Annotated in this window: 16 protein-coding genes; 2 read left to right on the forward strand and 14 right to left on the reverse strand. The window is 72.0% G+C overall.

Features of this window, described 5'->3' with window-relative positions; genetic code table 11:
• Positions 1-22 precede the first annotated feature (22 nt).
• The 7 genes from ACV7NM_RS09420 to ACV7NM_RS09450 all read right to left on the reverse strand — a co-directional run bounded on the left by ACV7NM_RS09420 (position 23) and on the right by ACV7NM_RS09450 (position 13260).
• The gene (locus tag ACV7NM_RS09420; protein ID WP_463409877.1) at positions 23-1324 is read right to left on the reverse strand and encodes a M50 family metallopeptidase; all 1302 of its coding nucleotides are present in this window, start codon (positions 1322-1324) and stop codon (positions 23-25) included.
• The gene (gene dxr, locus ACV7NM_RS09425) at positions 1321-2574 is read right to left on the reverse strand and encodes a 1-deoxy-D-xylulose-5-phosphate reductoisomerase (protein ID WP_463409878.1); all 1254 of its coding nucleotides are present in this window, start codon (positions 2572-2574) and stop codon (positions 1321-1323) included. Before dxr ends, ACV7NM_RS09420 begins: the two co-directional genes overlap by 4 nt.
• Before the next feature lie 20 nt (positions 2575-2594).
• Positions 2595-3947 (reverse strand): hypothetical protein, encoded by a 1353-nt coding sequence (locus ACV7NM_RS09430; protein ID WP_463409879.1) that lies wholly within the window; start codon positions 3945-3947, stop codon positions 2595-2597.
• A 109-nt stretch (positions 3948-4056) separates the two neighbouring features.
• Positions 4057-6000 (reverse strand): acyl-CoA dehydrogenase family protein, encoded by a 1944-nt coding sequence (locus ACV7NM_RS09435; RefSeq protein ID WP_463409880.1) that lies wholly within the window; start codon positions 5998-6000, stop codon positions 4057-4059.
• 195 nt (positions 6001-6195) lie between these two features.
• Complete coding sequence (locus tag ACV7NM_RS09440) at positions 6196-7641, reverse strand: aldehyde dehydrogenase family protein (protein ID WP_463409881.1); 1446 nt, start codon at positions 7639-7641, stop codon at positions 6196-6198.
• 1535 nt (positions 7642-9176) lie between these two features.
• Positions 9177-10757, reverse strand: coding sequence for a PucR family transcriptional regulator (locus ACV7NM_RS09445; RefSeq protein WP_463409882.1), 1581 nt, complete (start codon positions 10755-10757; stop codon positions 9177-9179).
• A gap of 157 nt (positions 10758-10914) precedes the next feature.
• The gene (locus ACV7NM_RS09450) at positions 10915-13260 is read right to left on the reverse strand and encodes an ATP/GTP-binding protein (RefSeq protein ID WP_463409883.1); all 2346 of its coding nucleotides are present in this window, start codon (positions 13258-13260) and stop codon (positions 10915-10917) included.
• A gap of 239 nt (positions 13261-13499) precedes the next feature.
• Here ACV7NM_RS09450 and gabT point away from each other — a divergent pair, with 239 nt between their 5' ends.
• Positions 13500-14834, forward strand: a complete 1335-nt coding sequence (gene gabT / locus ACV7NM_RS09455; RefSeq protein ID WP_463409884.1) for a 4-aminobutyrate--2-oxoglutarate transaminase — start codon at positions 13500-13502, stop codon at positions 14832-14834.
• Positions 14835-15231: 397 nt separating this feature from the next.
• Entirely contained in the window at positions 15232-15729 is a 498-nt protein-coding gene (locus ACV7NM_RS09460; protein ID WP_463409885.1) for a phosphatase PAP2 family protein, read from the forward strand.
• Between the two features lie 14 nt (positions 15730-15743).
• Here the strand turns inward: ACV7NM_RS09460 and ACV7NM_RS09465 are convergent, their stop codons facing one another.
• The 7 genes from ACV7NM_RS09465 to ACV7NM_RS09495 all read right to left on the reverse strand — a co-directional run bounded on the left by ACV7NM_RS09465 (position 15744) and on the right by ACV7NM_RS09495 (position 23593).
• Positions 15744-16229, reverse strand: a complete 486-nt coding sequence (locus ACV7NM_RS09465; protein WP_463409886.1) for a hypothetical protein — start codon at positions 16227-16229, stop codon at positions 15744-15746.
• A gap of 150 nt (positions 16230-16379) precedes the next feature.
• On the reverse strand, positions 16380-17798 hold the full coding sequence (locus ACV7NM_RS09470) for an NAD(P)/FAD-dependent oxidoreductase (protein ID WP_463409887.1): 1419 nt from the start codon (positions 17796-17798) through the stop codon (positions 16380-16382).
• A 21-nt stretch (positions 17799-17819) separates the two neighbouring features.
• Complete coding sequence (locus ACV7NM_RS09475; protein ID WP_463409888.1) at positions 17820-18626, reverse strand: ABC transporter permease; 807 nt, start codon at positions 18624-18626, stop codon at positions 17820-17822.
• Positions 18626-19555, reverse strand: coding sequence for an ABC transporter permease (locus ACV7NM_RS09480; RefSeq protein WP_463409889.1), 930 nt, complete (start codon positions 19553-19555; stop codon positions 18626-18628). Before ACV7NM_RS09480 ends, ACV7NM_RS09475 begins: the two co-directional genes overlap by 1 nt.
• Positions 19552-20703, reverse strand: a complete 1152-nt coding sequence (locus tag ACV7NM_RS09485; RefSeq protein WP_463409890.1) for an ABC transporter ATP-binding protein — start codon at positions 20701-20703, stop codon at positions 19552-19554. Before ACV7NM_RS09485 ends, ACV7NM_RS09480 begins: the two co-directional genes overlap by 4 nt.
• 61 nt (positions 20704-20764) lie before the next feature.
• On the reverse strand, positions 20765-22015 hold the full coding sequence (locus ACV7NM_RS09490) for a polyamine ABC transporter substrate-binding protein (protein ID WP_463409891.1): 1251 nt from the start codon (positions 22013-22015) through the stop codon (positions 20765-20767).
• A gap of 48 nt (positions 22016-22063) precedes the next feature.
• Positions 22064-23593: a gamma-aminobutyraldehyde dehydrogenase gene (locus ACV7NM_RS09495; RefSeq protein ID WP_463413883.1), complete on the reverse strand. Its 1530-nt coding sequence runs from the start codon at positions 23591-23593 to the stop codon at positions 22064-22066.
• Positions 23594-23781 lie beyond the last annotated feature (188 nt).

Genomic DNA, 23781 nt, shown 5'->3' on the forward strand with positions numbered 1-23781 from the left:
GTGCCCGTAGGACGTCCCCGGGCTAACTGATCTTGATCGGGTTGACCACGTCCGCCACGAGCACCAGCAGGGTGAAGCAGACGAAGACTCCGGCGACGACGTACGCGGCGGGCATCAGCTTCGCCACGTCGAACGGGCCGGGGTCGGCGCGGCGGAAGACGCGGGCGACGCCGCGACGCACGGACTCCCACAGGGCGCCGGCGATGTGACCGCCGTCCAGGGGCAGCAGCGGCAGCATGTTGAACAGGAACAGCGACAGGTTGAACATCCCGAGGACGCCCAGCAGCGTGGCCAGACGCTGCTCGCCGGGAATGTCCAGGGTGGCGATCTCCCCGCTGATGCGCGCGGCGCCCACGATGCCCATCGGGGAGTCGGGCTGCCGTTCCGCGCCGTTGAAGGCCGCGTTCCACAGGGCGGGGATCTTCTCGGGGAGGCGCAGGAGCCCCTGCACGCTGCTCTGCGCGACATCGCCCATGTGATCGACGGACTCGCCGAAGGTGAGGGGCGCGATCACTTCCTTCGGACCGAAGCCGAGCCAGCCCGCCGTCACGTACTGGCCCTTGACGTATCCGCCGTGGCCGTCGGTCTTGGCGACCTTGTTCTCGATCAGCGTCGCCTGGAGGGTGACCTCGTGCCCGTCCCGCAGGACGGTGACGGTGGCGGGGCCGACCGTGTCACGGATCTTGGTCTGGAGCACCGCCCAGTCGGTCACCCGCTCGCCGTCGAAGGCCACGATCTTGTCGCCCGTCCGCAGGCCCGCCTTCTTGGCCGGGGCCACCGGGTCCCCGTCCTTGCAGATCTCGCGCTTCTCGCTCTGCTGGATGACGCAGGGGGAGACGGACGCCACCTGGGTGGTGGTCTGGCCGATGCCGTAGGTCATCCAGAGCCCGAAGAAGATCACCAGCGCCAGGACCAGGTTCATGAACGGGCCGGCGAACATCACGATCACGCGCTTCCATGGCTTGCGCGTGTAGAACAGCCGGCTCTCGTCCCCGGGCTGGAGTTCCTCGTACGCGGCCGAGCGCGCGTCCTCGATCATCGAGCGGAACGGGGAGGTCGAGCGGGCGCTGACCTTGCCGTCCTCACCGGGCGGGAACATCCCGATCATGCGGATGTAGCCGCCCATCGGGATGGCCTTGATGCCGTACTCCGTGTCGCCCTTCCTCCGCGACCAGACGGTCCGGCCGAAGCCGACCATGTACTGGGGCACGCGGATGCCGAAGAGCTTGGCCGTGGAGAGGTGGCCGAGCTCGTGCCAGGCGATGGAGAACAGCAGGCCGAGCACGAACACGACCACACCGATCAGGGTCAGCAAGATCGTCATGCGCGCGCCTCCACGGCGGCCCGTGCCGCCATCTCCCGTGCCCGGGCCCTGGCCCAGGTCTCCGCTTCAAGGACGTCCCGGACGGTGAGGGAAGTTCCCGCGTCCGGTGTTCCGTGCTCATCGACCACGGCAGAGACCGTATCCATGATTGCTGTGAACGGCAGCCGACCGGCCAGAAAGGCCGCCACGCACTCCTCGTTCGCCGCATTGAACACGGCGGGCGCGGTGGAGCCGAGCGTACCGACGTGCCGGGCCAGGTCCACCGCCGGGAAGGCCTCGGTGTCCAGCGGGAAGAACTCCCAGCTCGACGCCTTGGTCCAGTCGAACGCGGGGGACGCGTCGGGGACGCGTTCGGGCCAGCCGAGGCCGATCGCGATCGGGCCTCGCATGTCGGGCGGGGTGGCCTGGGCCAGGGTCGAGCCGTCGGAGAACTCGACCATCGAGTGGACGTAGGACTGGGGGTGGACCACGACCTCGATGCGGTCGAAGGGGATGTCGTAGAGCAGGTGCGCCTCGATGACCTCCAGCCCCTTGTTGACCAGTGTCGCCGAGTTGATGGTGATCACCGGGCCCATCGCCCAGGTGGGGTGCGCGAGGGCGTCCCGCACGGTGACCTTCGCCAGCTCGGCGCGGGTACGGCCGCGGAAGGGACCGCCCGAGGCCGTGACCACGAGCTTGCGGACGTCCGCCCGGGTCCCGGCGGCCAGCGCCTGGAAGAGCGCGGCGTGCTCGGAGTCCACCGGGATGATCTGGCCCGGCTGCGCGAGTGCTTTGACCAGCGGGCCGCCGACGATCAGCGACTCCTTGTTGGCCAGGGCCAGGGTCCGGCCCGCCCGCAGCGCGGCGAGGGTGGGCGCGAGACCGATGGAACCGGTGATGCCGTTGAGGACGGTGTGGCAGGGCGAGGCCGCGAGTTCGGCCGCCGCGTCCGGCCCGGCCAGGATCTCGGGCAGCGGCTCGGACCCGCCGTACTGGGCGCTCAGCGCCTCTTTCAGCGCGGGGACGGCGTCCTCGTCGGCCACCGCGACCGTCCTCACCCGCAGCCGCCGGGCCTGTTCGGCCAGCAGAGCGACGCGTCCGCCGGCGGCGGACAGGGCGGTCACCCGGAAGCGGTCCGGGTTGCGCAGGGCGAGGTCGATGGCCTGGGTGCCGATGGAGCCGGTGGAGCCGAGGATGACGATGTCCCGGCGGCCGACCGCGGGGTCGAAGAGGAGGTGCGGGTCGGCCAAGGGGGCTGGGCTGTCGGTCATGCCCCCATTGTTGCCGCAACTCAGGAGCGGTTGGACACGGAGTCCCCCTGAATGACGGCGGCCAGCAGCTCCGGGAGGGTCCCGGCGAAATCGGGGAGCGTCAGGGCCGCCCACCACCACGCCTCGGTGTCGGCGCCGAGCGCCGCCGTCAGCAGCCGGTCGGCCTCGGCGCGGGAGGCGAGCACGGCCTCCGGTCGGTCGTGCCGGTCGGGGTAGTCGACGTCGCCGAGCCAGTGGTCCTCGTCCAGGGCCCAGACGGCCGGGGCCTTGTGGCGGAGCACGTCGGCGCCGGTGAGCACGCCCGCGTCCAGGCAGGCGCGGACCCAGCGGACGTCCTCGCGGAGGTCGCCCATCGCGTTGGGGACGCCGAGGCTGGCGAGGGCCAGCTCGCGGTCCACGCTCGGCTCCGGTTCCCGCGCGGTGCCCGGTGCGAGGGCGTCGACGGCTTCGGTGAGGCCCGGCACGGCGGGTGCGGGGTGCGTCGGCGCCGTCCCGGCGGCGACCGCGGCGGCCAGTTCCGGGAGGGTGCCGGCGAATGCGGGGGCGGCGCGGCGCAGCCGCGCCCACGGGCCGGGGTCGTCACCGAGCACCGGGCGCAGGACGCGGACCAGGGCGGCCCGCATCCCCGCCCACTCGTCGAGGTTCCAGGCGAAGCGCCCGATGGCGTGGGCCTGTCCGAGCAGCAGGGCGCGGTGCGCGGGTGCGACCGCCGCCGCGAGGTCGTCGAAGGTCAGGGTGCCGGTACGGACGGCCCGGACGGCGGGGCGGTGCCAGTGGGGTCCGTACGTGTCCTGCGCGCGTGTGTCGAGCAGCGCGAGGACGGTCCCCCGGTCGAGCCCGGCGACCAGCAACAGGGCCTCGACCGAGCCGGGCGGCAGCGGGGCGCGGGAGTGCTCGCGCAGCAGGGCCGCCGGGTCGAGTTCGTGGGGCAGGGTCAGTATGTCGAGCGGTATCCGCGGCCTGCGGGAGCCGTGGCGGCGCAACAGGGCCAGGAGTTCCGCACCGCTCAGGGGCGGCCCGGGCTCCCCGGGTATCGAGGGGTGGCGGCCCAGTTCGGCGCCCAGGGTGGCGAGCAGCCGCGGCGAGGGACCGGGGCGACGCCGGTACCGGGCGGGTCCGGGCAACCCCGGCAGGGGACGCCCGAGCACGTGCGGGTTGCGGGCGACATTGCGGCGGTCCTCGTCGGTGCCGTCGCGCAGCAGCAGGGTGACGGCCGCGGCGGGCAGGTGCTCGTCCCGGCAGAGGTAGCGGCGGACGGCCGGGTCGAGCCGGCCGAGGAGACCGGCCGCGACCGCGTCCGGTGCGTGGCGCGACAAGAGCGCCACGCACCAGGCCAGCCGTCGGCTGTAACGGTCTTCCCCGGCCGTCGCCATCGCTGTGCCGCCTCGTGCTCGTGCCTGTTCCCGGACCCCGGTTCCGCGGATCCCGTACATCGGTCTGACCGCACGCCGATCATTACAAATCAGCGGTCGATCGTCAGCCTCAGCGCAGAGGCCGATGCACGTTTTCCTTCTGTGAGGGGCCGGGGGTGGCGTCCGCGATCCAGGGGCCGTCGCCCGAGGGGTCGAGGACGCCTTCCTCCAACCAGGTGTAGGTGCCGGAGAGGAGGCCCGCGACCACCTTGCGGTCCAGGTCGTCCGTGTTGGACCAGAGCCGGCCGAAGAGTTCCTCGACACGGAGCCGGGACTGGCGGCAGAACGCGTCGGCGAGCTGGTAGGCCTCGCGGCCGTGTTCGCCGTTGGTCCGCAGGTGCTCGGCGCGGACGCAGGCGGCGCTCATCGCGAAGAGTTCCGCCCCGATGTCGACGATACGGCCGAGGAAGCCCTGCTTGGTCTCCATCCGGCCCTGCCAGCGCGCCATCGCCATGAACGTCATCCGGGCGAGTTTGCGGGCGCTGCGCTCGACGTACCTCAGGTGGGTGGAGAGGTCGGTGTGGCCGCCCGGGTTGAACTCGCGGTAGGTGCCGGGCACCTGCCCGGCGCCCGTGGCCAGCTTGGGCAGCCAGCGGGCGTAGAACCCGGCGGCCCGGGCGCCCGCCTTGGCCTTGTCGCCGAGGTCCTTGTCGGGGTCGATCAGGTCGCCGGCGACCGAGAGGTGGGCGTCGACGGCCTCACGGGCGATCAGCAGGTGCATGATCTCGGTCGAGCCCTCGAAGATGCGGTTGATGCGCAGGTCGCGGAGCAGTTGTTCGGCGGGCACGGCCCGTTCGCCGCGCGCGGCGAGGGACTCGGCGGTCTCGAAGCCCCGTCCGCCGCGGATCTGGACCAGCTCGTCGGCCATCAGACAGGCCATCTCGGAGCCGTAGAGCTTGGCCAGGGCGGCTTCGATGCGGATGTCGTTGCGGTCCTCGTCGGCCATCTGCGAGGCGAGGTCGACCACCGCTTCCAGGGCGAAGGTGGTCGCGGCGATGAAGGAGATCTTCGCCCCGACCGCCTCGTGCCGGGCGACGGGCCGTCCCCACTGCTCGCGCACGCCCGACCACTCGCGGGCGATCTTGAGGCACCATTTGCCGGCGCCGACGCACATGGCGGGCAGCGACAGGCGTCCGGTGTTCAGCGTGGTCAGCGCGATCTTCAGGCCCGCGCCCTCGGCGCCGATCCGTTGGGCGGCGGGGACCCGCACGCCGTGGAAGCGGGTGACGCCGTTCTCCAGGCCGCGCAGCCCCATGAAGGAGTTGCGGTTCTCGACGGTGATGCCCGGCGAGTCCGCCTCCACGACGAAGGCGGTGATCCCTCCCCGGTGGTTGTCGCTCTTGGGGACCCGGGCCATGACCACGAGGAGGTCGGCGACGACCCCGTTGGTGGTCCAGAGCTTCACACCGTCGAGGACGTACGCCTCCTCCCCGTCCTCGGTGACCGGGACGGCGGTGGTGGCCAGGCGGGCCGGGTCGGAGCCCACGTCGGGTTCGGTCAGGAGGAAGGCGCTGATGGCGCTGGTGGCGCAGCGGGGCAGGTAGGCGTCCTTCTGCTCCTGCGTGCCGAACATCTTGAGCGGCTGGGGCACGCCGATCGACTGATGGGCGGACAGGAGCGCGCCGATGGCCGGGCTGACCGAACCGACGAGTGCCAGGGCCTTGTTGTAGTACACCTGGGTGAGGCCGAGTCCCCCGTACTTGGGGTCGATCTTCATCCCGAGGGCGCCGAGCTCCTTGAGTCCGCGCACGGTCTCGTCGGGGATCCTCGCCTCGCGCTCGATGCGCGGGCCGTCGATCTCACGCTCGCAGAAGTCCCGCAGCCGGGCGAGGAAGGCCTCGCCGCGCCGGACGTCCTCGTCGGCGGGCTGCGGATGGGGGTGGATCAGGTCGAGCCGGAACCGTCCCAGGAACAGTTCCTTGGCGAAGCTGGGCTTGCGCCAGTCCTGCTGCCGGGCCGCTTCCGCGACCTGCCTGGCCTCGCGCTCGGTCACCTTGGGCTGTGTTGCGGACATGCGGGGACTCACCTCGCCGCCAGTCGGATGACTTTCCGGAATACCGGTCGGTGCTACCTGTCAGTCGTACCCCCTCCACGGCGCCCGGAAAAGCCGGGCGGGGCAGGGTGGGGGAACGGGCGGGGGAAAAGGGGGACGGCCGGAGCCCCCGCACAGTGGGCTCCGGCCGTCGGTTCTCGGGCCGTACGAGTCGGCTCAGATGTCCAGTCCGGTGAGGACCAGGACCCGCTCGTAGGTGTAGTCGTCCATCGCGTAGCGGACGCCCTCGCGGCCGACGCCCGACTGCTTGACGCCGCCGTAGGGCATCTGGTCGGCGCGGTAGGACGGCGCGTCACCGACGATCACACCGCCGACCTCCAGCTCCCGGTGGGCGCGGAAAGCGGTCTGGATGTCGCGGGTGAAGACGCCGGTCTGCAGACCGAACTTCGAGTCGTTGACGGCGGCGAACGCCTCGTCGGTGTTCTCGACCTTCTGGAGCGTGAGGACCGGCCCGAAGACCTCTTCGACGGCGAGCTTCACGCCGGCCGGCAGTTCGGCGACGACGGTGGGCTCGTACGAGGCACCCTCGCGCTTGCCGCCGGTCAGCAGCTTGGCTCCGGCCGAGACGGCCTCGTCGACCCAGGACTCGACGCGCTTGGCGGCGTCCTCGGAGACGAGGGGGCCGACGTCGGTGGCGGAGTCGGACGGGTCACCGGTGACCTGCGCCTGGACCTTGGAGACGACCTTCTCGACGAGGCGGTCGTACACGGAGGCGTCGGCGATCACGCGCTGCACGGAGATGCAGGACTGGCCGGCCTGGTAGTTCGAGAAGGTCGCGATACGGGTCGCGGCCCAGTCGAGGTCGGCCTCGGAGGACCAGTCGGCGAGGACGACGGCCGCGGCGTTGCCGCCGAGCTCCAGGGTGCAGTGCTTGTGGGGCACCGACTGCTGGATGGCGTAGCCGACCGTGTCGGAGCCGGTGAAGGAGATGACGGGAAGGCGCTCGTCCTTGACCAGGGCGGGCATCTTGTCGTTCGCCACCGGCAGGACGGACCAGGAGCCGGCCGGCAGGTCGGTCTCGGCGAGCAGCTCGCCGAGGATCAGGCCGGAGAGCGGCGTGGCCGGGGCCGGCTTCAAGATGATCGGCGCGCCGACGGCGATGGCGGGGGCCACCTTGTGGGCGCACAGGTTCAGCGGGAAGTTGAACGGCGCGATGCCGAGGACCGGGCCCTTGACGAAGCGGCGGGTCAGGGCGAGACGGCCGACACCGCCGGCGTCGGTGTCGAGGCGCTGGGCCTCCCCGCCGTTGAAGCGGCGGGCCTCTTCGGCGGCGAAACGGAACACGGACACCGCACGGCCGACCTCACCGCGGGCCCACTTGATGGGCTTGCCGTTCTCGGCGGAGATCAGCTGGGCGATCTCCTCGGTGCGCTCGACGAGCCGCTTCGAGACGTGGTCGAGGGCGGCGGCGCGGACATGCGCGGGGGTCGCGGAGAACTCCGCCGTCACGGCGTGCGCAGCGGCCACGGCCTCTTCGACCTGGGCGTCGGTGGGCACGCTGACCGTGCCGACCAGGCGTCCGTCCCACGGGGAGTGGACGTCGAAGCTGTCCTCGCCGGTGGCCTGGCGGCCGGCGAGCCAGAAGGCGTGGGTGGAAGTCATGCGAATCCCGGCCCTTCGAAGTTGTGCGGGTCCTTGTCTCCTCCACCGTAGGACTCCGCCGGCGATTCGGCGTTTGTCCGGCATGGAGTACGCGCGCCGAAAGCTGCGCCGCTTTGTCACTGTCCCGACGCCCCGACGCGTGCGGTGCCGCCCTGCCCGGCCGCCGTGGCGGATCGGGGCCGCACCCGGCCCGCACGGGACACCGGCACAGAGCCCGGCGCCGCGTCCGCGCGACCCTCCCGGCCCGGCCCGGCCGTCCCTCGCCGCACCCCGTGCGGTGCGACCCTGCCCGGGGCCGTGGCGGCCCCCGCCCGGGCGAGACCCCGGGCGGCGACATCCTGCCGGGCGCCGTGGCCGCCCCTCGTGCCGCCCGGCCCCGGCCCGTACAGACAGGGGGGACCCCGGGGCGCCGCGTCCGCGCGATCTTCCCGGGACGGTGCGGCCGTACCACTCCCTGAACCGTGCGGTGCAACCCCGCCTGGGGCCGTGGTGTCCCCCGCCCGCGCGAAACATCGGCCAGACCCCGGGCGACACCCGGCTGGACGCCGTGGCCGGCCCGGGGACGCCCTGCCCGCACAGAACACGGGGGTCAGTGGCCCGAGGAGGCGGCGTCTGCGGCCGAGGCCGTTGCCAACGCCAGACGGCACCCGGCGCGTGCGGAAGACCGGGCCGGCGCCCGGGCCGCGTCCGAGCGATCTTCCCCGGCCGGTGCGGCCGTGCCCGCGCTGCCCTCCGCGCAACTGGGCCCGGGCGGCCCCCGCCCGGCGGCGTTCGCGCGATCCTCTCGGCCCGGTGCGGCCGTGCCCGCGCCTGTTCCCGGGTGCTGCGGCCCTTTCAGGCTGTGGCCGACCCCGAGGGCACCCGCTTCACGCGAAGATGCGGGCCGCGCCCCTGCGCTCTCCTCGGCCCCACGCCGACATGCCGCGTGGCCCTCCCCGCGCCTCGGCCAGTGCGGTGCGGCCCGGCTCCGGGCGCCGTGGCCGGCCCAGAAACGCCCGGCCCGCATGGAACACCGGGCGTGTCCACGCGGTCGTCCGGAGCCGGTGCCGTCGTCAGCCGTTGTGGCCGTGCTGCCTCCATGTGCCTGGGCCGTGCGATCCGGCCCTGGGGACGGACCCCGTTCCGCTCCCGGGAGCGCCCGGCCCGCGCGGGACCCGGGTCGCGTCCCAGCGATCTTTCCGGGAGCCGGTGCTGTGCGCCCGCGCCTGTCGTGCCGCGCTGCGATCCCCGCGCCTCGGCCCGCGCCGTCTGCCTCGGGCACCTTGTCCCCCTTGGGCGGCGCCTGCCTTGAGGCACCGCAGGTGGGGGCCGGTGTCCTGCGGGGGTCGGGCACGAGGGGCGCTGTCGCGCCGCGCGGATGGGTCGGTGGCGCGGCGAACCGTGGGCCGGTCACCGTCTTCACGGACGACCCGGGGGCCTGTGGCGGGCCGCGCCTCGGGGCGCGCCCGGTACCGCACCCCGTCCCCCACCTCGGAGCGCACGGACGCGGCGCCGGGCGCTCCGGGCCCTACCGGCGCCGCGGTGACGACAAGGAGCTAGGCGTCGGGGGGGCTGGCCTTGAGGGCGAGCCAGAGTTCCATGCGGACGTCCGGGTCGTCGAGGGAGCGGCCGAGGATCTCCTCCACGCGCCGCATCCGGTAGCGCAGGGTGTGCCGGTGCACACCGAGGTCGACCGCCGCCGCGTCCCACTGGCCGTGGCGGGACAGCCACGCGTACAGCGAGGCGACCAGGTCACCCCGGCCCTTCTCGTCGTGCTCGCGCAGCGCCCGCAGCGTGCCGTCCGCGAAGGCCCGTACCGCGTCGTCGGCCAGCAGCGGGAGTACGGAACCCGCCGCGAGGTCCTCGTGTTCGACCATCGGGCGGCCCCGGCGCCGGGCCACCGCGAGGGCTTGGTCGGCCTGCTTGCAGGCGGCCGCGACGCCCGAGGGGCCCGCCGGCGCGGACAGGCCGACCACCAGCTCGTCGGGTTCCGGCCCGGTCGAGTCCCGCCCGCGCCGTCCCTCCACCGCGTCCGCGTACTCCGCGCAGGCCTGCACGGCGGAGCCGGCCTCCGCGGCCAGGACCACCAGCCGTCCCTCCTCCGGGACCACCAGCAGGGCCTCCCCGGTCCGGGCCGCCGCCGATTCGACGGCGTCGGCCAGTTGCGCGAGCCCTTCCGGCTGGGCGGTCCCCGACAGCGCCGGCTCGGCCACGACGATGCGGAACGGGGCGTCCAGCAGAGCCCCGTAGAGGTCCCCGGCCACGGCCCGGGCGTGCTCCGCCTCGCCCGACATCAGCATCCGCAGCACCGCCGCGCCCAGCCGGGACTCCGCGTCGTGCAGCGACCTCGACCGCTCTGTGGTGAGGGTGAGCAGGGCCACGGCCGAATGCACCGCGTACCGCTCGGCGGTGCCCAGCGGAGCGCCCGTGCCCACGGCCAGCGCGCCCCGGGCCCGGCGGCCGGTGCCGAGCGACTGGAGCTCGACGCGGTCCTCCGTGCCGCCCACCACGGCGCTGGCCGGAGCGGGCCGCTCCCGCAGCCGCTCCACGTCCGGGGTCAGCCGGGCGGCCCGGCGCGCGGCCCAGTCCGGCGCGGCGGCGACGACCGCGCCGGAGGTGTCGTAGAGCGCGGCCCAGCCGTGCACGTGGGCGGCCAGCTTCGCCAGCAGCTCGGCCGGCCCGTCGGCGGAGAGCGCGGCGCGGGTCAGCTCCCGCTGTGCCTCGAAGCCGGCCGTCACCGCCCGGTACTGGTCGGCGGCGAGCGCCGCCGAGACGGCCTTGCTGATGGCGAGGAACGGGGTCCGGCGCGGTACCTCCAGCAACGGCAGGTCCTCCGCCCGCGCCGCTTCGACCAGCGCCTCCGGGATCGCCTCGTAGTTGACGCCGATCGCGAAGCCGATGCCGACGACGCCGGCCGCCGCGAGCCGCCGTACGTAGCGGCCCATCTCCTCGGGGTCCTCCGCGTCCAGTTTCATGGCGGTGATCAGCAGCAGTTCGCCGCCCTCCATGTACGGGACGGGGTCGGCGAGCTCGCTGACGTGGGCCCAGCGCACGGGGGTGTCGAGGCGGCTCTCCCCCGCCCGGACGCTGAGCTTGAGGGCCGAGTGCTGGACGAGCGAGGCGAGGGTGAGCGGCATCGGGTACCAGGGGCCTTAGAGGGGAGGCGGAAGGGATCGGTGCGGGAGGGGCAGAGGCGAGGAGGCTAGGGCACGAGGGGTACGGGTTTTCGCCGTGTCGTACGAAGAACTCCCCTCGATTCTGCCACCCCGTACGGGTCCGCTCAGCTCGATCCGATCAGCTCGGGCCGTCCAGCCTGACCAGGAGCGGAGCCGCCCGTTCCCCTCGGACGGAGGTCAGCGACAGCACCGCGTGCTCCGGGGGCACGGCGTGCGCGAGCTCCGACGCCGACCACCGTTCCCGCTCCACCTGCCGCACGGTCACCGCGTCCGTGGTGACGGACTTGCCGGTGATCAGCTTGCGGAAGGCGTGCATGGCCCGGGTCAACGGCTGGTCCGCGAAGACGGTCCGATGGGTGACGTCCCGCGTCTCGACCCACTCGGTGCCCCAGGCCTCCGCGAAACGCTTGCCGTCCCACGTGGTCACCCCTGAGAAGGCCATCCGGCAGCCGACCGCGCCGAGCAGCGGTGTGCGCAGCGCCTCCGGTACGTCGTCCAGCGTGCGCAGCGCCAGCAGCACCCCGGCGTTGGCCGAACGCAGCCGCTGGATTCCGCGCACGGACTCCGGGGTCAGGGTGTGGGAGGCGTCGTCGAAGGCGAGGAAGGCGAAGAGCGAGCGGTCGGCGCGCGCCGCGGCGGAGGCGTTGAACTGGGCGAGCAGCAGCCGGGCCAGCATCCGCGAGGCGTCGGCGTGCGCCCGCTCGGGCAGGTCGACGCGGACGCGCAGCGGGTGTTCCAGCGAGCGCAGGGAGAACGGCCGCCCCTGGCCGGTGGTGTCGAAGAACCCCGCGAAGGCGGGCCGGTCCAACAGCGCCACCCGGTCGGCGAGCACCGGGCCGGGGTCGCCGTGGGCTCCGTACTGGCGGGCGCGGGCGTCGAGTTCGCGGAGCATCAGGTGCCGGCCGCCGTCCTCCAGCGCCGTGCGCAGAGAGTCGAGCGCGGCGGGCACTTGGTCGAGGAGCTCGCGCAGCTCGGGCACGCCGGGGAAACGGCCGTACGCGGCGTGGAAGGGGCCCAGCAACTGCGCGAGGGCGGTCGCGGCCCGGCGGACCTCCGTCCCGGGGATGTCGCCGGTGAAGGCCTCGGCGAGCAGGGAGGCGGCCTCGTCGGGGTCGGTGGTGCCGCCGTACAGGTCAAGGTCGTAGACGGAGTCGGGGTCTGCGACGCGGACCACGACGTCGTAGGCGGTGTCGGGTCCCAGCGGGGTGCCGGCCGAGGCCACGACGATCACGGCGGCCTGTCCGGCCAGCGCTTGGAGGGCGAGCGTCTCGACGACGGGCCGGACCAGCCGCCGGGTCTTGCCGGAGCCGGACGGGCCGACGGCGAGCAGGGAGGTCCCGAGCACCTCGGGGTCGAGCGCGAGGCCGGTCCCGCGGCGGGCCCAGGGATTGCGCTCGCCGTCCTCGACGGTGCCGAGCAGCACCTGCCGGACCAGCAGGTCGTGCCGCGCGGCCCGCCCCGGCAGGTCCCGCGCCCCGGACGGGTGCACGCACGCCGCCGCCCCCTTGTCCCGCACGGCCTGCGCGAAGGCCCCGGCCCGCGCCGGATCGGCCCGCACGCTCTCCCACGCCCGCCGGATCCGCGCGTAGTCCACATCGTTCATCCGCCCGGAACCGATCTCCGCGGCGAGCCGCTCGGCGGCTTCCGGTACCCCGCCGGCGCGCAGTTCGTTCCAGGCGACGGGGTCCTCGGTGGGAGAAGGCGAAGCGAGTGCGGGGGCCGACGGCCCGCTCTTCGGTGCGCCCCTCCGCCGGGCGAGGCGGACGAAGAACACCACGACGGGCAAGGCGGTCACGCCGTAGACGAGGTAGGTGACCAGGGTCTGCGTGCCCGTGTTCATGTCCTCGTACGGCAGGTGGTCGCCGACGAGGCCGAGCAGCGTCAGCGTCCTCGTCCAGATGAGCATCAGGACGAACAGTGCCCCGAGCGTCGCGCCCCCCGCCCGCGCGGCGGGACCGCGCGCCGCGACGAGCCGGTCGAAGGCGAGGCTCCACGAGCCGAGGCGGCTGAACCACACCACCAGCGCGCCCGTGATCAGCAACATGTAGACCTGCATAGCTGCGACGCCCCGGCCGTCGACCGGGTCGTCGCCCAGCCGCCACCAGCTCTGGGGGGTGAGCGCCTTCACGGGTACGTCCACCTTCGGGATGTACCCGTTCGTCAGCAGGGACCAGAGCAGCACGCAGGCGAGGAACGAGATCACCGCACCGCTCAGCAACGCCCGGTCCTGGGCGGGCTCCGCCTCCGCCGTCGCGCGTGGCTGGTGCCCGAAACGCCAGGTGCCCGGTTCCGCCTTCGGTCGCGGGACGCGCAGCCACTGCGCGAACGCGGGGCCCGCACCCGGCGCGTAGCCGGGCTTCGGCGGTGCGGCCGGGGGGGCGCCGGGCATGGGCGGCGGGCCGGCGGGCTTCGGCACGCGCCCGCCTCCCACCCGCTGCTCCTGGTACGCGCCGTCGGTATCCATGAACCCTGCCCCCTGCCCGTTCACTGCGCTGCGCTCGCGCTCAATCTAGTGGCCGTCGGCGTCCCGCCGCCCGTACCCGGTCATGATCCACAAGACACGTGATCAAGGCGTCCTATGGCCGTCACGGACAAGGACACGCCCAGACCACTCCCGAACGGCGCATGCCTTCGGCCCTCCCCCGGGCCTAGCCTGCGGACAAAGACACAAGTGCGTCCGAAAACACCCCCCAGGAGCCCCCTATGACCGCTGTCCCGCAGGAGCGCCGCATCGTCACCGCGATCCCCGGCCCCAAGTCGCAGGAGCTGCAGGCCCGCCGCCTGGAGACGGTGGCCGGCGGCGTGGGCTCCGTGCTTCCCGTCTTCACCGCGCGCGCGGGCGGCGGCATCATCGAGGACGTCGACGGCAACCGCCTGATCGACTTCGGTTCCGGCATCGCCGTGACCTCCGTCGGCGCCTCCGCCGAGGCCGTCGTGCGCCGTGCCTCCGCGCAGCTCGCCGACTTCACCCACACCTGCTTCATGGTCACCCCCTACGAGGGCTACGTCGAGGTCTGTGAGGCCCTCGCCGAGCTGACCCCGGGCGACCACGCCAAGAAGTCGGCGCTGTTCAACTCCGGCGCCGAGGCCGTCGAGAACGCCGTCAAGATCGCCCGTGCGTACACCAAGCGCCAGGCCGTCGTCGTCTTCGACCACGGCTACCACGGCCGCACGAACCTGACGATGGCGCTGACCTCGAAGAACATGCCGTACAAGAACGGCTTCGGGCCGTTCGCCCCCGAGGTCTACCGCGTCCCGGTCGCCTACGGCTACCGCTGGCCCACCGGCGCCGAGAACTGCGGCCCCGAGGCCGCCGCCCAGGCGATCGACCAGATCACCAAGCAGATCGGCGCCGACAACGTCGCCGCGATCATCATCGAGCCGGTCCTCGGCGAGGGCGGCTTCATCGAGCCGGCCAAGGGCTTCCTGCCGGAGATCGTGAAGTTCGCCAACGACAACGGCATCGTCTTCGTCGCGGACGAGATCCAGTCCGGCTTCTGCCGCACCGGCCAGTGGTTCGCGTGTGAGGACGAGGGCATCGTCCCCGACCTCATCACCACCGCCAAGGGCATCGCGGGCGGTCTGCCGCTCGCCGCCGTGACCGGCCGCGCCGAGATCATGGACGCCGCGCACGCGGGTGGCCTGGGCGGCACCTACGGCGGCAACCCGGTGGCCTGCGCCGGTGCGCTCGGCTCCATCGAGACCATGAAGGAGCTCGACCTCAACGCCGCGGCGAAGAAGATCGAGACCGTCATGAAGGCCCGCCTGACGGCCATGCAGGAGAAGTACGAGATCATCGGCGACATCCGCGGCCGTGGTGCCATGATCGCCGTCGAGCTCGTCAAGGACCCGGCGTCCAAGACCCCCTTCCCGGAGGCGGCCGGCGCCCTCGCCAAGGCCTGCCACGCCGAGGGTCTGCTCGTCCTCACCTGTGGCACCTACGGCAACGTGCTCCGCTTCCTGCCGCCGATCGTCATCGGCGAAGACCTCCTGAACGAGGGCCTGGACATCATCGAGGCCGCTTTCGCGGGCATCTGAGCGAACGTCCGAACACAGGGACCCACCGGTACCGCCGGTAACGGTCGGGCGCTGTGAAGAAGATGTGGGGGGCCGATGGCAGGAGCGCGTTCCTGCTGTCGGTCCCCTTTTCGCTGCCGTACGGTTTCTGCAGATGAGTGAGACACCCCGCTCCCGGCCTCACGGGGGCGACACCAGTACCGGGCTTCCCCAGCGCCGCACTGGGCATGCGTTCGCGCACACTCCTCACCGATCGGACGGCCGTACGCCCCAAACCCCCCGGGGCGCACGGCAACCCGATCCGGGCGGCCGTCCCGGAACCACCCCCCCTGTTCCGGGACGGCCGGCCATTCTCCGAGCCGCCCTCTGCGCGCTGCTCTTCTCCCTCCTCACCTGGCAGGTCCTCGTTTCGGGGCCGTTGCTGACGCCGGACGCGCGCCTGAGCCGCGCGCTCGTCCGTACCGTCCCCGACGCGGTCACCGAACGCCTCTCGGACCTCGGCAACATCCCGGTCGCCCTGCCCGTGCTGCTCCTCGCCCTCCTCTACGCCCTGTGGCGCGGCGACCGACTCGGCCCCGCCGCGGCGGCGGTGGCCATGGCCGTGGTGCCGGCGCTGATCGTCCCGCTCAAGGAGTGGACGGGCCGCCCGGGCCCGCTGGAGCCCTGGGCCGCCGGCTACTACCCCTCGGGGCACACCGCGACCGCTTTCGTGGCGTACGCGGGCGCGGCCCTGCTCGTACGCCCGTACACGCGCGGCCCCTGGCCCACGTCGCTCGCCGTCCTCCTCACCGGGCTGACGGCGGCGGGCCTGGTCCTGCGGGGCTTCCACTGGCCCTCGGACGTCCTGGCGAGCCTGCTGCTGTGCGCCCCGCTGCTGTTCGGCGTGCGGTGGGCCGTGGGCCGGCCCCGCGCCTGACCCCGCCGGCCGGCTCAGGGCGTGTCCTCCCGCGTCGCCGTCCGGGCCGCCGCCTCGTGCATGGCGAGCTCCAGCACCACCGGGTCGGTGAGGGTGCCCCGGCCGTCCGGGGGCACGAGCCAGCGCAGGCCGCCCGTCGCGCGGCCCGGATACGGGACCGCGATCCACGTACCGCGTCCTGCTCCCCGTACCCCCGTACCGACCCACCGGGAAGCGGTGCCCGCGGGGACGAAGAAGCCGAGCCGAGTCGTCGGAGTGCGGCCCCGCCGGGCGGCGGGTAACGCGGCGAGCACCGGACCGGGCCGTTCCACGAGCAGTGTCAGGACGTCGAGGGTGGCCCGGCCCGGCGCGCCGGACGTGATCAGTACGTCCCAGCGCCGGCCGGCGGGCAGGAGGGCGACCCCGAGGGGGTTGCGCTCCCACTCCCACCGGCAGGCACCCGGGTCCGGCGCCGCCGATACCAGCCAGTCCACTGCCGTCCTGTTCCCGGGAACAGTCATCGCGCGGCCTCCGTTCGCTCCGGCTCGGTGAAGGGTTCTTCACTGGAGAGAGCGGGGCCGCACCCGTCTATGACGCGGGTTCCGGTACATCGTGGTGGTGAATCGGGTCTCCCGGCCGGGGGCGCACGCCGCGCGCCCTCGGCGAACCGCTCAGCTGTCGAAGCCCAGACCGACCCGGTCCAGCGCCTTGAGCCAGAGGTTGCGGCGCCCGCCCCGGGCGTCGGCGCGGGCCAGCGACCACTTGGTGAGGGCGATGCCGGTCCAGGCGAACGGCTCGGGCGGGAACGGCATGGGCTTGGACTTCACCATCTCCAGCTCGGTCCGCTCGGTGCGCGCGCCGTCCAGCAGGTCGAGCATCACGTCCGCGCCGAAGCGGGTGGCGCCGACGCCGAGTCCGGTGAACCCTGCCGCGTACGCCACCTTGCCGGAGTGCGCGGTGCCGAAGAAGGCGGAGAACCGGGAGCAGGTGTCGATGGCGCCGCCCCAGGCGTGGCTGAACCGGATGCCTTCCAACTGCGGGAACGCGGTGAAGAAGTGCTGCGCGAGTTTGAGGTAGGTCTCGGGGCGGTGGTCGTACTCGGAGTCCAGCTTGCCGCGGTAGGGGTAGACGGCGTCGTAGCCGCCCCACAGGATGCGGTTCTGCGGGGTGATGCGGAAGTAGTGGAACTGGTTGGCGCTGTCGCCGAGTCCCTGGCGGTTGCCCCAGCCGATGGCCTTCAGCTGCTCGGCGGTGAGCGGCTCGGTCATCAGCGCGTAGTCGTAGACCGGGACGGTGAAGGGGCGGACCCGCTTGACCAGGGACGGGAAGATGTTGGTCCCCAGCGCGACCCGACGGGCGAAGATCCGTCCGTACGGGGTGCGTACGGCCATGCCGGCGCCGGAGGCGGCCAGGGAGAGCCCGCGGGTGTTCTCGTAGATCCGCACCCCGAGGCCGAGGCAGGCGCGCTTGAGGCCCCAGGCGAGTTTGGCGGGGTTGAGCATGGCGACGCCGTCTGTGTCCCACAGGCCCGCTAGGAAGGTCGGGGAGTCGACCTCGGCCCGGACCTCGTCGCGGTCCAGCCAGCGCGTGCCGTCGGCGAGGCCCAGCTTTCGGGCCTCTTCGTACAGTTCGCGCAGCTCCTCGACCTGGTGGGGCTCGGTCGCCACGTCGATCTCGCCGGTGCGCTCGAAGTCGCAGTCGATGTCGTAGCGGGCGATGGCGGCCTCGATCTCGTCGAGGTTGCGGGCGCCCAGTTCCTCCAGCTTCGCCAACTCGCCGGGCCAGCGGGCCAGACCGTTGGAGAGGCCGTGGGTGAGGGAGGCGGCGCAGAAACCGCCGTTGCGGCCGGAGGCGGCCCAGCCCGCCTCCTTGCCCTCGATCAGGACGACGTCCCGGGCGGGATCGCGCTCCTTGGCGATGAGCGCGGTCCACAGTCCGCTGTAGCCGCCGCCGATGACCAGCAGGTCGCAGGCCTCGTCGGAGGTCAGCGCCGGCTCGGCGGCGGGCTTGCCGGGGTCGTCCAGCCAGTACGAGACCGGCAGTGCTTCGGAAAGGGATTGCGCAACGCTTCGCATGGCGACTGGGGCCATGTCTTCCAACTCCCCACAGAGTTACTTGGGCTGTGCCTTCTTGCGGCGGTTGCCGATCGTCTGACCGGCGAGGACCACCAGCACCGCGATGACGAACATCGCCGTGCCGATGACGTTGATCTGGACGGGCGTACCGCGCTGGGCCGATCCCCACACGAACATGGGGAAGGTGACGGTGTTGCCCGAGTTGAAGTTCGTGATGATGAAGTCGTCGAAGGAGAGCGCGAAGGAGAGCAGCGCGCCCGCCGCGATGCCGGGGGCCGCGATGGGCAGGGTGACGCGCAGGAAGGTCTGCGCCGGTCCCGCGTAGAGGTCGCGGGCGGCCTCCTCCAACCGCGGGTCCATGGACAGCACGCGCGCCTTGACCGCGGCGACGACGAAGCTGAGGCAGAACATGACGTGGGCGATCAGGATCGTCCAGAAGCCGAGCCGGATGCCCATGTTGAGGAAGAGGGCCAGCAGCGAGGCTGCCATCACGATCTCGGGCATGGCCATCGGCAGGAAGATCAGCGAGTTGACCGCGCCGCGCCCCCGGAATCGGTAGCGCACCATCGCGAAGGCGATCGCGGTGCCGAGGACGGTGGCGCCGATGGTGGCCCACAGGGCGATCTGGAGCGACAGGGACAGGGAGCCGCACAGGTCGGCGACCCCACAGGGGTCCTTCCAGGCGTCGAGGGAGAACTCCTGCCAGGCGTAGTTGAAGCGCCCGGTGGGGTTGTTGAAGGAGAACACCGTCACGACGACGTTCGGCAGGATCAGGTAGGCGAGGGTGCCCAGACCCGCGATCACGACGAGGTTGCGGCGCAGCCACGCTATGGGGGTGCGCATCAGACCAGGTCCTCCGTCCCCGCTCGGCGGATGTAGATGGTGACCATGATCAGCACGATGGCCATGAGGATGAAGGACAGCGCGGCCGCTGTCGGGTAGTCGAGGATGCGCAGGTACTGCGACTGGATGACGTTGCCGATCATCCGGGTGTCCGCCGAACCGAGCAGCTCGGCGTTGACGTAGTCGCCGCTCGCCGGGATGAAGGTCAGCAGGGTCCCGGACACCACGCCCGGCATCGAGAGCGGGAACGTCACCTTGCGGAACACCGTGGCGGGCCGGGCGTAGAGGTCTCCGGCGGCCTCGTGGAGGCGGGTGTCGATGCGCTCCAGCGAGGTGTACAGCGGCAGGATCATGAAGGGGAGGAAGTTGTACGTCAGGCCGCAGACGACCGCGAGCGGTGTGGCCAGGACCCGGTCGCCCTCGGTCATGCCGAGCCAGCTGGTGACGTCCAGGAAACCGATCTTGTTGAGCACGCCGACCACCGGGCCGCCGTCGGCCAGGATCGTCTTCCAGGCCAGCGTGCGGATCAGGAAGCTGGTGAAGAAGGGGGCGATGACCAGCACCAGCAAGACGTTGCGCCACCGTCCCGCCTTGAAGGCGATCAGGTAGGCCAGCGGGTAGCCGAGCAGCAGGCACAGGGCGGTGGCGGTGCCCGCGTAGACGAGCGAGCGCAGGAATTGCGGCACGTAGTCGGTGAAGGCCGCCCAGTACGTCTGGAAGTGCCAGGTGACCTTGAAGCCCTCTTCGAGGGAGCCGGTCTGCACCGAGGTGGAGGCCTGGTAGACCATCGGCAGGACGAAGAAGACCAGCAGCCACAGGATGCCGGGCAGCAACAGCCAGTACGGGACCAGTCGCTTGCGCAGCGACGGCTTGTGGACCGGGGGCTCGGTGGGGACGGCCGCCTCGGGCGGCGCGGCGACGGCCGTCACGCGGACTCCTCGAGGGTCTCGATGCCCGCGTCGATGGCCTGGGCCGCGTCCAGCCCGAAGGTGTGGTCCGGGTTCCAGTGCAGGACGACCCGGGTGCCGGGGGTCAGGCGGGCGTCGCGCTCGATGTTCTGGACGTACACCTCCAGCTCCGGGCAGATCGGGCTGTCGATGACGAACTGGGTGGAGACGCCGATGAAGGAGGAGTCGGCGATCGTTCCGGTGATCTTGTTCCGGCCGGTGGCGACGGTGTCCTCCTCGTCCGCGTGGACCAGGGATATCTTCTCCGGACGCACCCCGACCAGCAGCTTTCCGCCGGCTCGGGGTGTGGTCGAACATCGCGCGGCGGGCAGCCGGAGCTTCGTCCCCGCGCTGGAGACGACGACGTCGGCGGCGCCGGCTTCCAGGACCTCGGCCTCGATGAGGTTGGAGGTGCCGAGGAAGTTGGCCACGAAGGTGGTCTTCGGGTTCTCGTACAGCTCGGCGGGGGCGCCCAACTGCTCCACGCGCCCGCCGTTCATCACCGCGACGGTGTCGGCCATGGTCATGGCCTCCTCCTGGTCGTGGGTGACGTGGACGAAGGTGATGCCGACCTCGGTCTGGATGCGCTTGAGCTCCAGCTGCATCTGGCGGCGCAGCTTGAGGTCGAGGGCGCCGAGCGGCTCGTCGAGGAGCAGCACCTGGGGGTGGTTGATCAGGGCCCGGGCGACCGCGACGCGTTGCTGCTGGCCACCGGAGAGCTGGTGCGGCTTGCGCTGGGCGAACTGGCCGAGCTGGACCAGTTCCAGCATGTCGTCGACCTGCTTCTTGACCGACTTGATGCCGCGGCGGCGCAGCCCGAAGGCGACGTTCTCGTAGATGTTCAGGTGCGGGAAGAGCGCGTAGCTCTGGAAGACGGTGTTCACCGGGCGCTTGTGCGGCGGCAGCTGGGTGACCTCGCGGTCGCCGAGGCTGACCGTGCCGGTGGAGGGCTCCTCCAGGCCGGCGATCATGCGCAGGGTCGTGGTCTTCCCGCAGCCCGAGGCGCCGAGCAGGGCGAAGAAGGAGCCCTGGGGGATGGTGAGATCGAGCGGGTGCACGGCGGTGAAGGAGCCGTAGTGCTTGCTGATCCCGGCGAGGCGGACATCGCCGCCCGCGGTCTTGTCAGTCATGGACCTGGGCCTTCGGTGGTGGTGTCGAAAAGGGCGGGGCGCGGGTGCCGGTCGGGCCCGATCAGGCGCCGATGAGCTTGGTGAACTTCTCCTCGTACGCCGTCTCTTCCTCGCTGGTGAGCGAGCGGAAGGCGTGCGCCTTGGCGGCCATTTCCTTGTCCGGGACGATCAGGACGTTGTCCGCGAGGGCGGAGTCGATCTTGGCGAGGTCGTCCTTGACGCCGTCGACGGGGCAGACGTAGCTGATGAAGGCCGCGAGCTGGGCGGCGACGGCCGGCTCGTAGTAGTAGTCGATGAGCTTCTCGGCGTTGGTCTTGTGCCGGGCGTGCGCCGGCACCAGCAGGTTGTCGCTGGAGGAGAGGTAACCGGCGGCCGGGACGGCGTACTTGATGTCCGGGTTGCCGGCCTGGAGCTGGATGACGTCGCCCGCCCAGGCGAGGCAGGCCGCGAGGTCGCCCTTGTCGAGGTCCGCCGTGTAGTCGTTGCCGGTGAAGCGGCGGATCTGCTTGGTGTCGACGCCCTTCTGGAGGCGGCCGATCGCGCCGTCGAAGTCCGCGGTGGTGAAGTTCGCCGGGTCCTTGCCCTGGTCGAGCAGGGTCATGCCGACGCTGTCGCGCATCTCGGTGAGGAAACCGACCCGGCCCTTGAGGGTGGGGTCGTCGAGCAACTGCGTGACGGAGTCGACCTTCCTGCCTCCGGTGGCCTTGGCGTTGTAGGCGATGACCGTGTCGATGCCGGTCCAGGGGTAGCTGTGGGCGCGGCCGGGGTCCCAGTCGGGGTTGCGGAACTGAGGGATGAGGTTCGCGTAGGCGTGCGGGAGGTTGGCCGGGTCCAGTTTCTGCGCCCAGCCGAGACGGATGATGCGGGCGGCGAGCCAGTCGGTGACGACGATCAGGTCCCGGCCGGTGTCCTGGCCGGCGGCCAGCTGGGGGCGGATCTTGCCGAAGAACTCGACGTTGTCGTTGATGTCCTCGGTGTACTTGACCTGGATTCCCGTGCGCTTGGTGAACGCCTCCAGCGTGGGCCGGGACTTCTCGTCGTCACTGGTGTCCATGTACTCGGTCCAGTTGGAGAAGTTGATCTCCTTCTCGGAGGCCGAGTGGTCGTCGGAGGCCGTCGCCGCGTCGCCTTCCCGCTTGGCGGGCGGGATGCCGCAGCCGGTCAGCCCGTACAGGCCGCCGACGGTGAGCGCCCCGATGCCGGAGGCGCGCAACAGCGAACGCCGGGTGAGGGCGCCGCGGCCGCTGCCGAGGCTGCGGCGTATCGCGGCGAGTTGTGGCGGCGAGAGGCTGCCGGGCTCGAACTGCTCCATGCGCTGTGCCCTTTCGGGTGGGTGTGCCGCTTGGTCGGGCGGTCTCGGCTATCTGTCCCCGAAGATCGTGCGGTGCCAGTCCTTCGCGGCGACCGCGGTGTTGTCGTACATCACGTGCTTGACCTGGGTGTACTCCTCGAAGGAGTAGGCGCTCATGTCCTTTCCGAAGCCACTCGCCTTGTAGCCGCCGTGGGGCATCTCGCTGATGATCGGGATGTGGTCGTTGACCCAGACGCAGCCGGCCTTGAGCTCGCGGGTGGCGCGGCCCGCCCGGTAGACGTCCCGGCTCCAGGCGGAGGCCGCCAGGCCGTAGGGGGTGTCGTTGGCCAGCGCGATGCCCTCGTCGTCGGTGTCGAAGGGCAGGACGACGAGGACGGGCCCGAAGATCTCGCACTGGACGATCTCGCTGTCCTGCGCGGCGCCGGAGATCAGGGTGGGCCGGTAGTACGCGCCGTCCGCGAGGCCGCGCTCGTCCTCCGCGGCGCCCGGGATCTCGCCGCCGGTGACGACAGTCGCGTACGCGCGGGCGCGCTCGACGAAACCGGCGACGCGGTCGCGCTGGGCGTGGGAGACGAGCGGGCCGAGGTCGGTGTCCGGCTCGAAGGGGTCGCCGAGGCGGACGGTCTCCATCAGCTCGGCGACGCGGGCCACGAAGGCGTCGTGCAGGGGCCGCTGGACGTACGCGCGGGTGGCGGCCGTGCAGTCCTGCCCGGTGTTGATGAGGGAGGCGGCGACCGCGCCGTGCGCGGCGGCCTCCAGGTCGGCGTCGTCGAAGACGAGGAAGGGGGCCTTGCCGCCGAGCTCCAGGTGGAGGCGCTTGACGGTGGCGGTCGCGATCTCGGCTACGCGCTTGCCGACGGCGGTGGAGCCGGTGAAGGAGGTCATCACCACGTCCGGGTGCCCGACGAGGTGTTCTCCCGCGTCCCGGCCGGCGCCGGTGACGATGTTGATCACGCCGTCCGGCAGGCCCGCCTCCTTCGCCGCCTGGGCGAACATCAGGGACGTCAGCGGCGTGAGCTCGGCGGGCTTGAGCACGATGGTGTTGCCTGCGGCGATCGCCGGGAGGATCTTCCAGGCCGCCATCTGGAGCGGGTAGTTCCACGGCGCGATGGAGCCGACGACCCCGATGGCCTCACGGCGTACGTAGGAGGTGTGGTCGCCGGAGTACTCGGCGGCCGCCTGCCCCTGGAGGTGGCGCGCGGCGCCCGCGAAGAAGGCGGTGTTGTCGATGGTCCCCGGTACGTCGAACTCCGTCGACAGCTTGATCGGCTTGCCGCACTGGAGGGATTCGGCGTACGCGAAGTCATCGGCCTGCTCGGCCAGTACGGCCGACAGCCGGTGGAGCGCGTCCGAACGCTCGCCGGGGGTGGCGCGGGACCATGCGGGGAAGGCCCGCTTGGCGGCGGCGACGGCCTCGTCCACGTCCGCCGTGCCCGCGAGCTCGTAGGTGAGCACCTCGGCCCCGGTGGCGGGGTCCACGACGGTGTGTGACCGTCCCGAGGTGCCGGGCCGGAGCCGGCCGTCGATGTACTGCGCGCCGTCCGCGAAGCGGTCCTTGACCTGGAAGCGGTTGCCCATCACGCTCTCACGCTCTCCGTAGCTACAGTTCGGGGTAGACCCGAATTGAGTGCCGATCCTGACAGAGGTGCACCTCTCGGCCAAGTGATTCCGTTGTTGCCTTTTGATTACGCGACGGAATCGGTCGACCATGTGTCGAGGCACACCCGAAATCCCGTACGAAGTGTCAGTGGCGACTGCCAGACTCG

Source organism: Streptomyces sp. Tek67B01, from assembly GCF_055231995.1.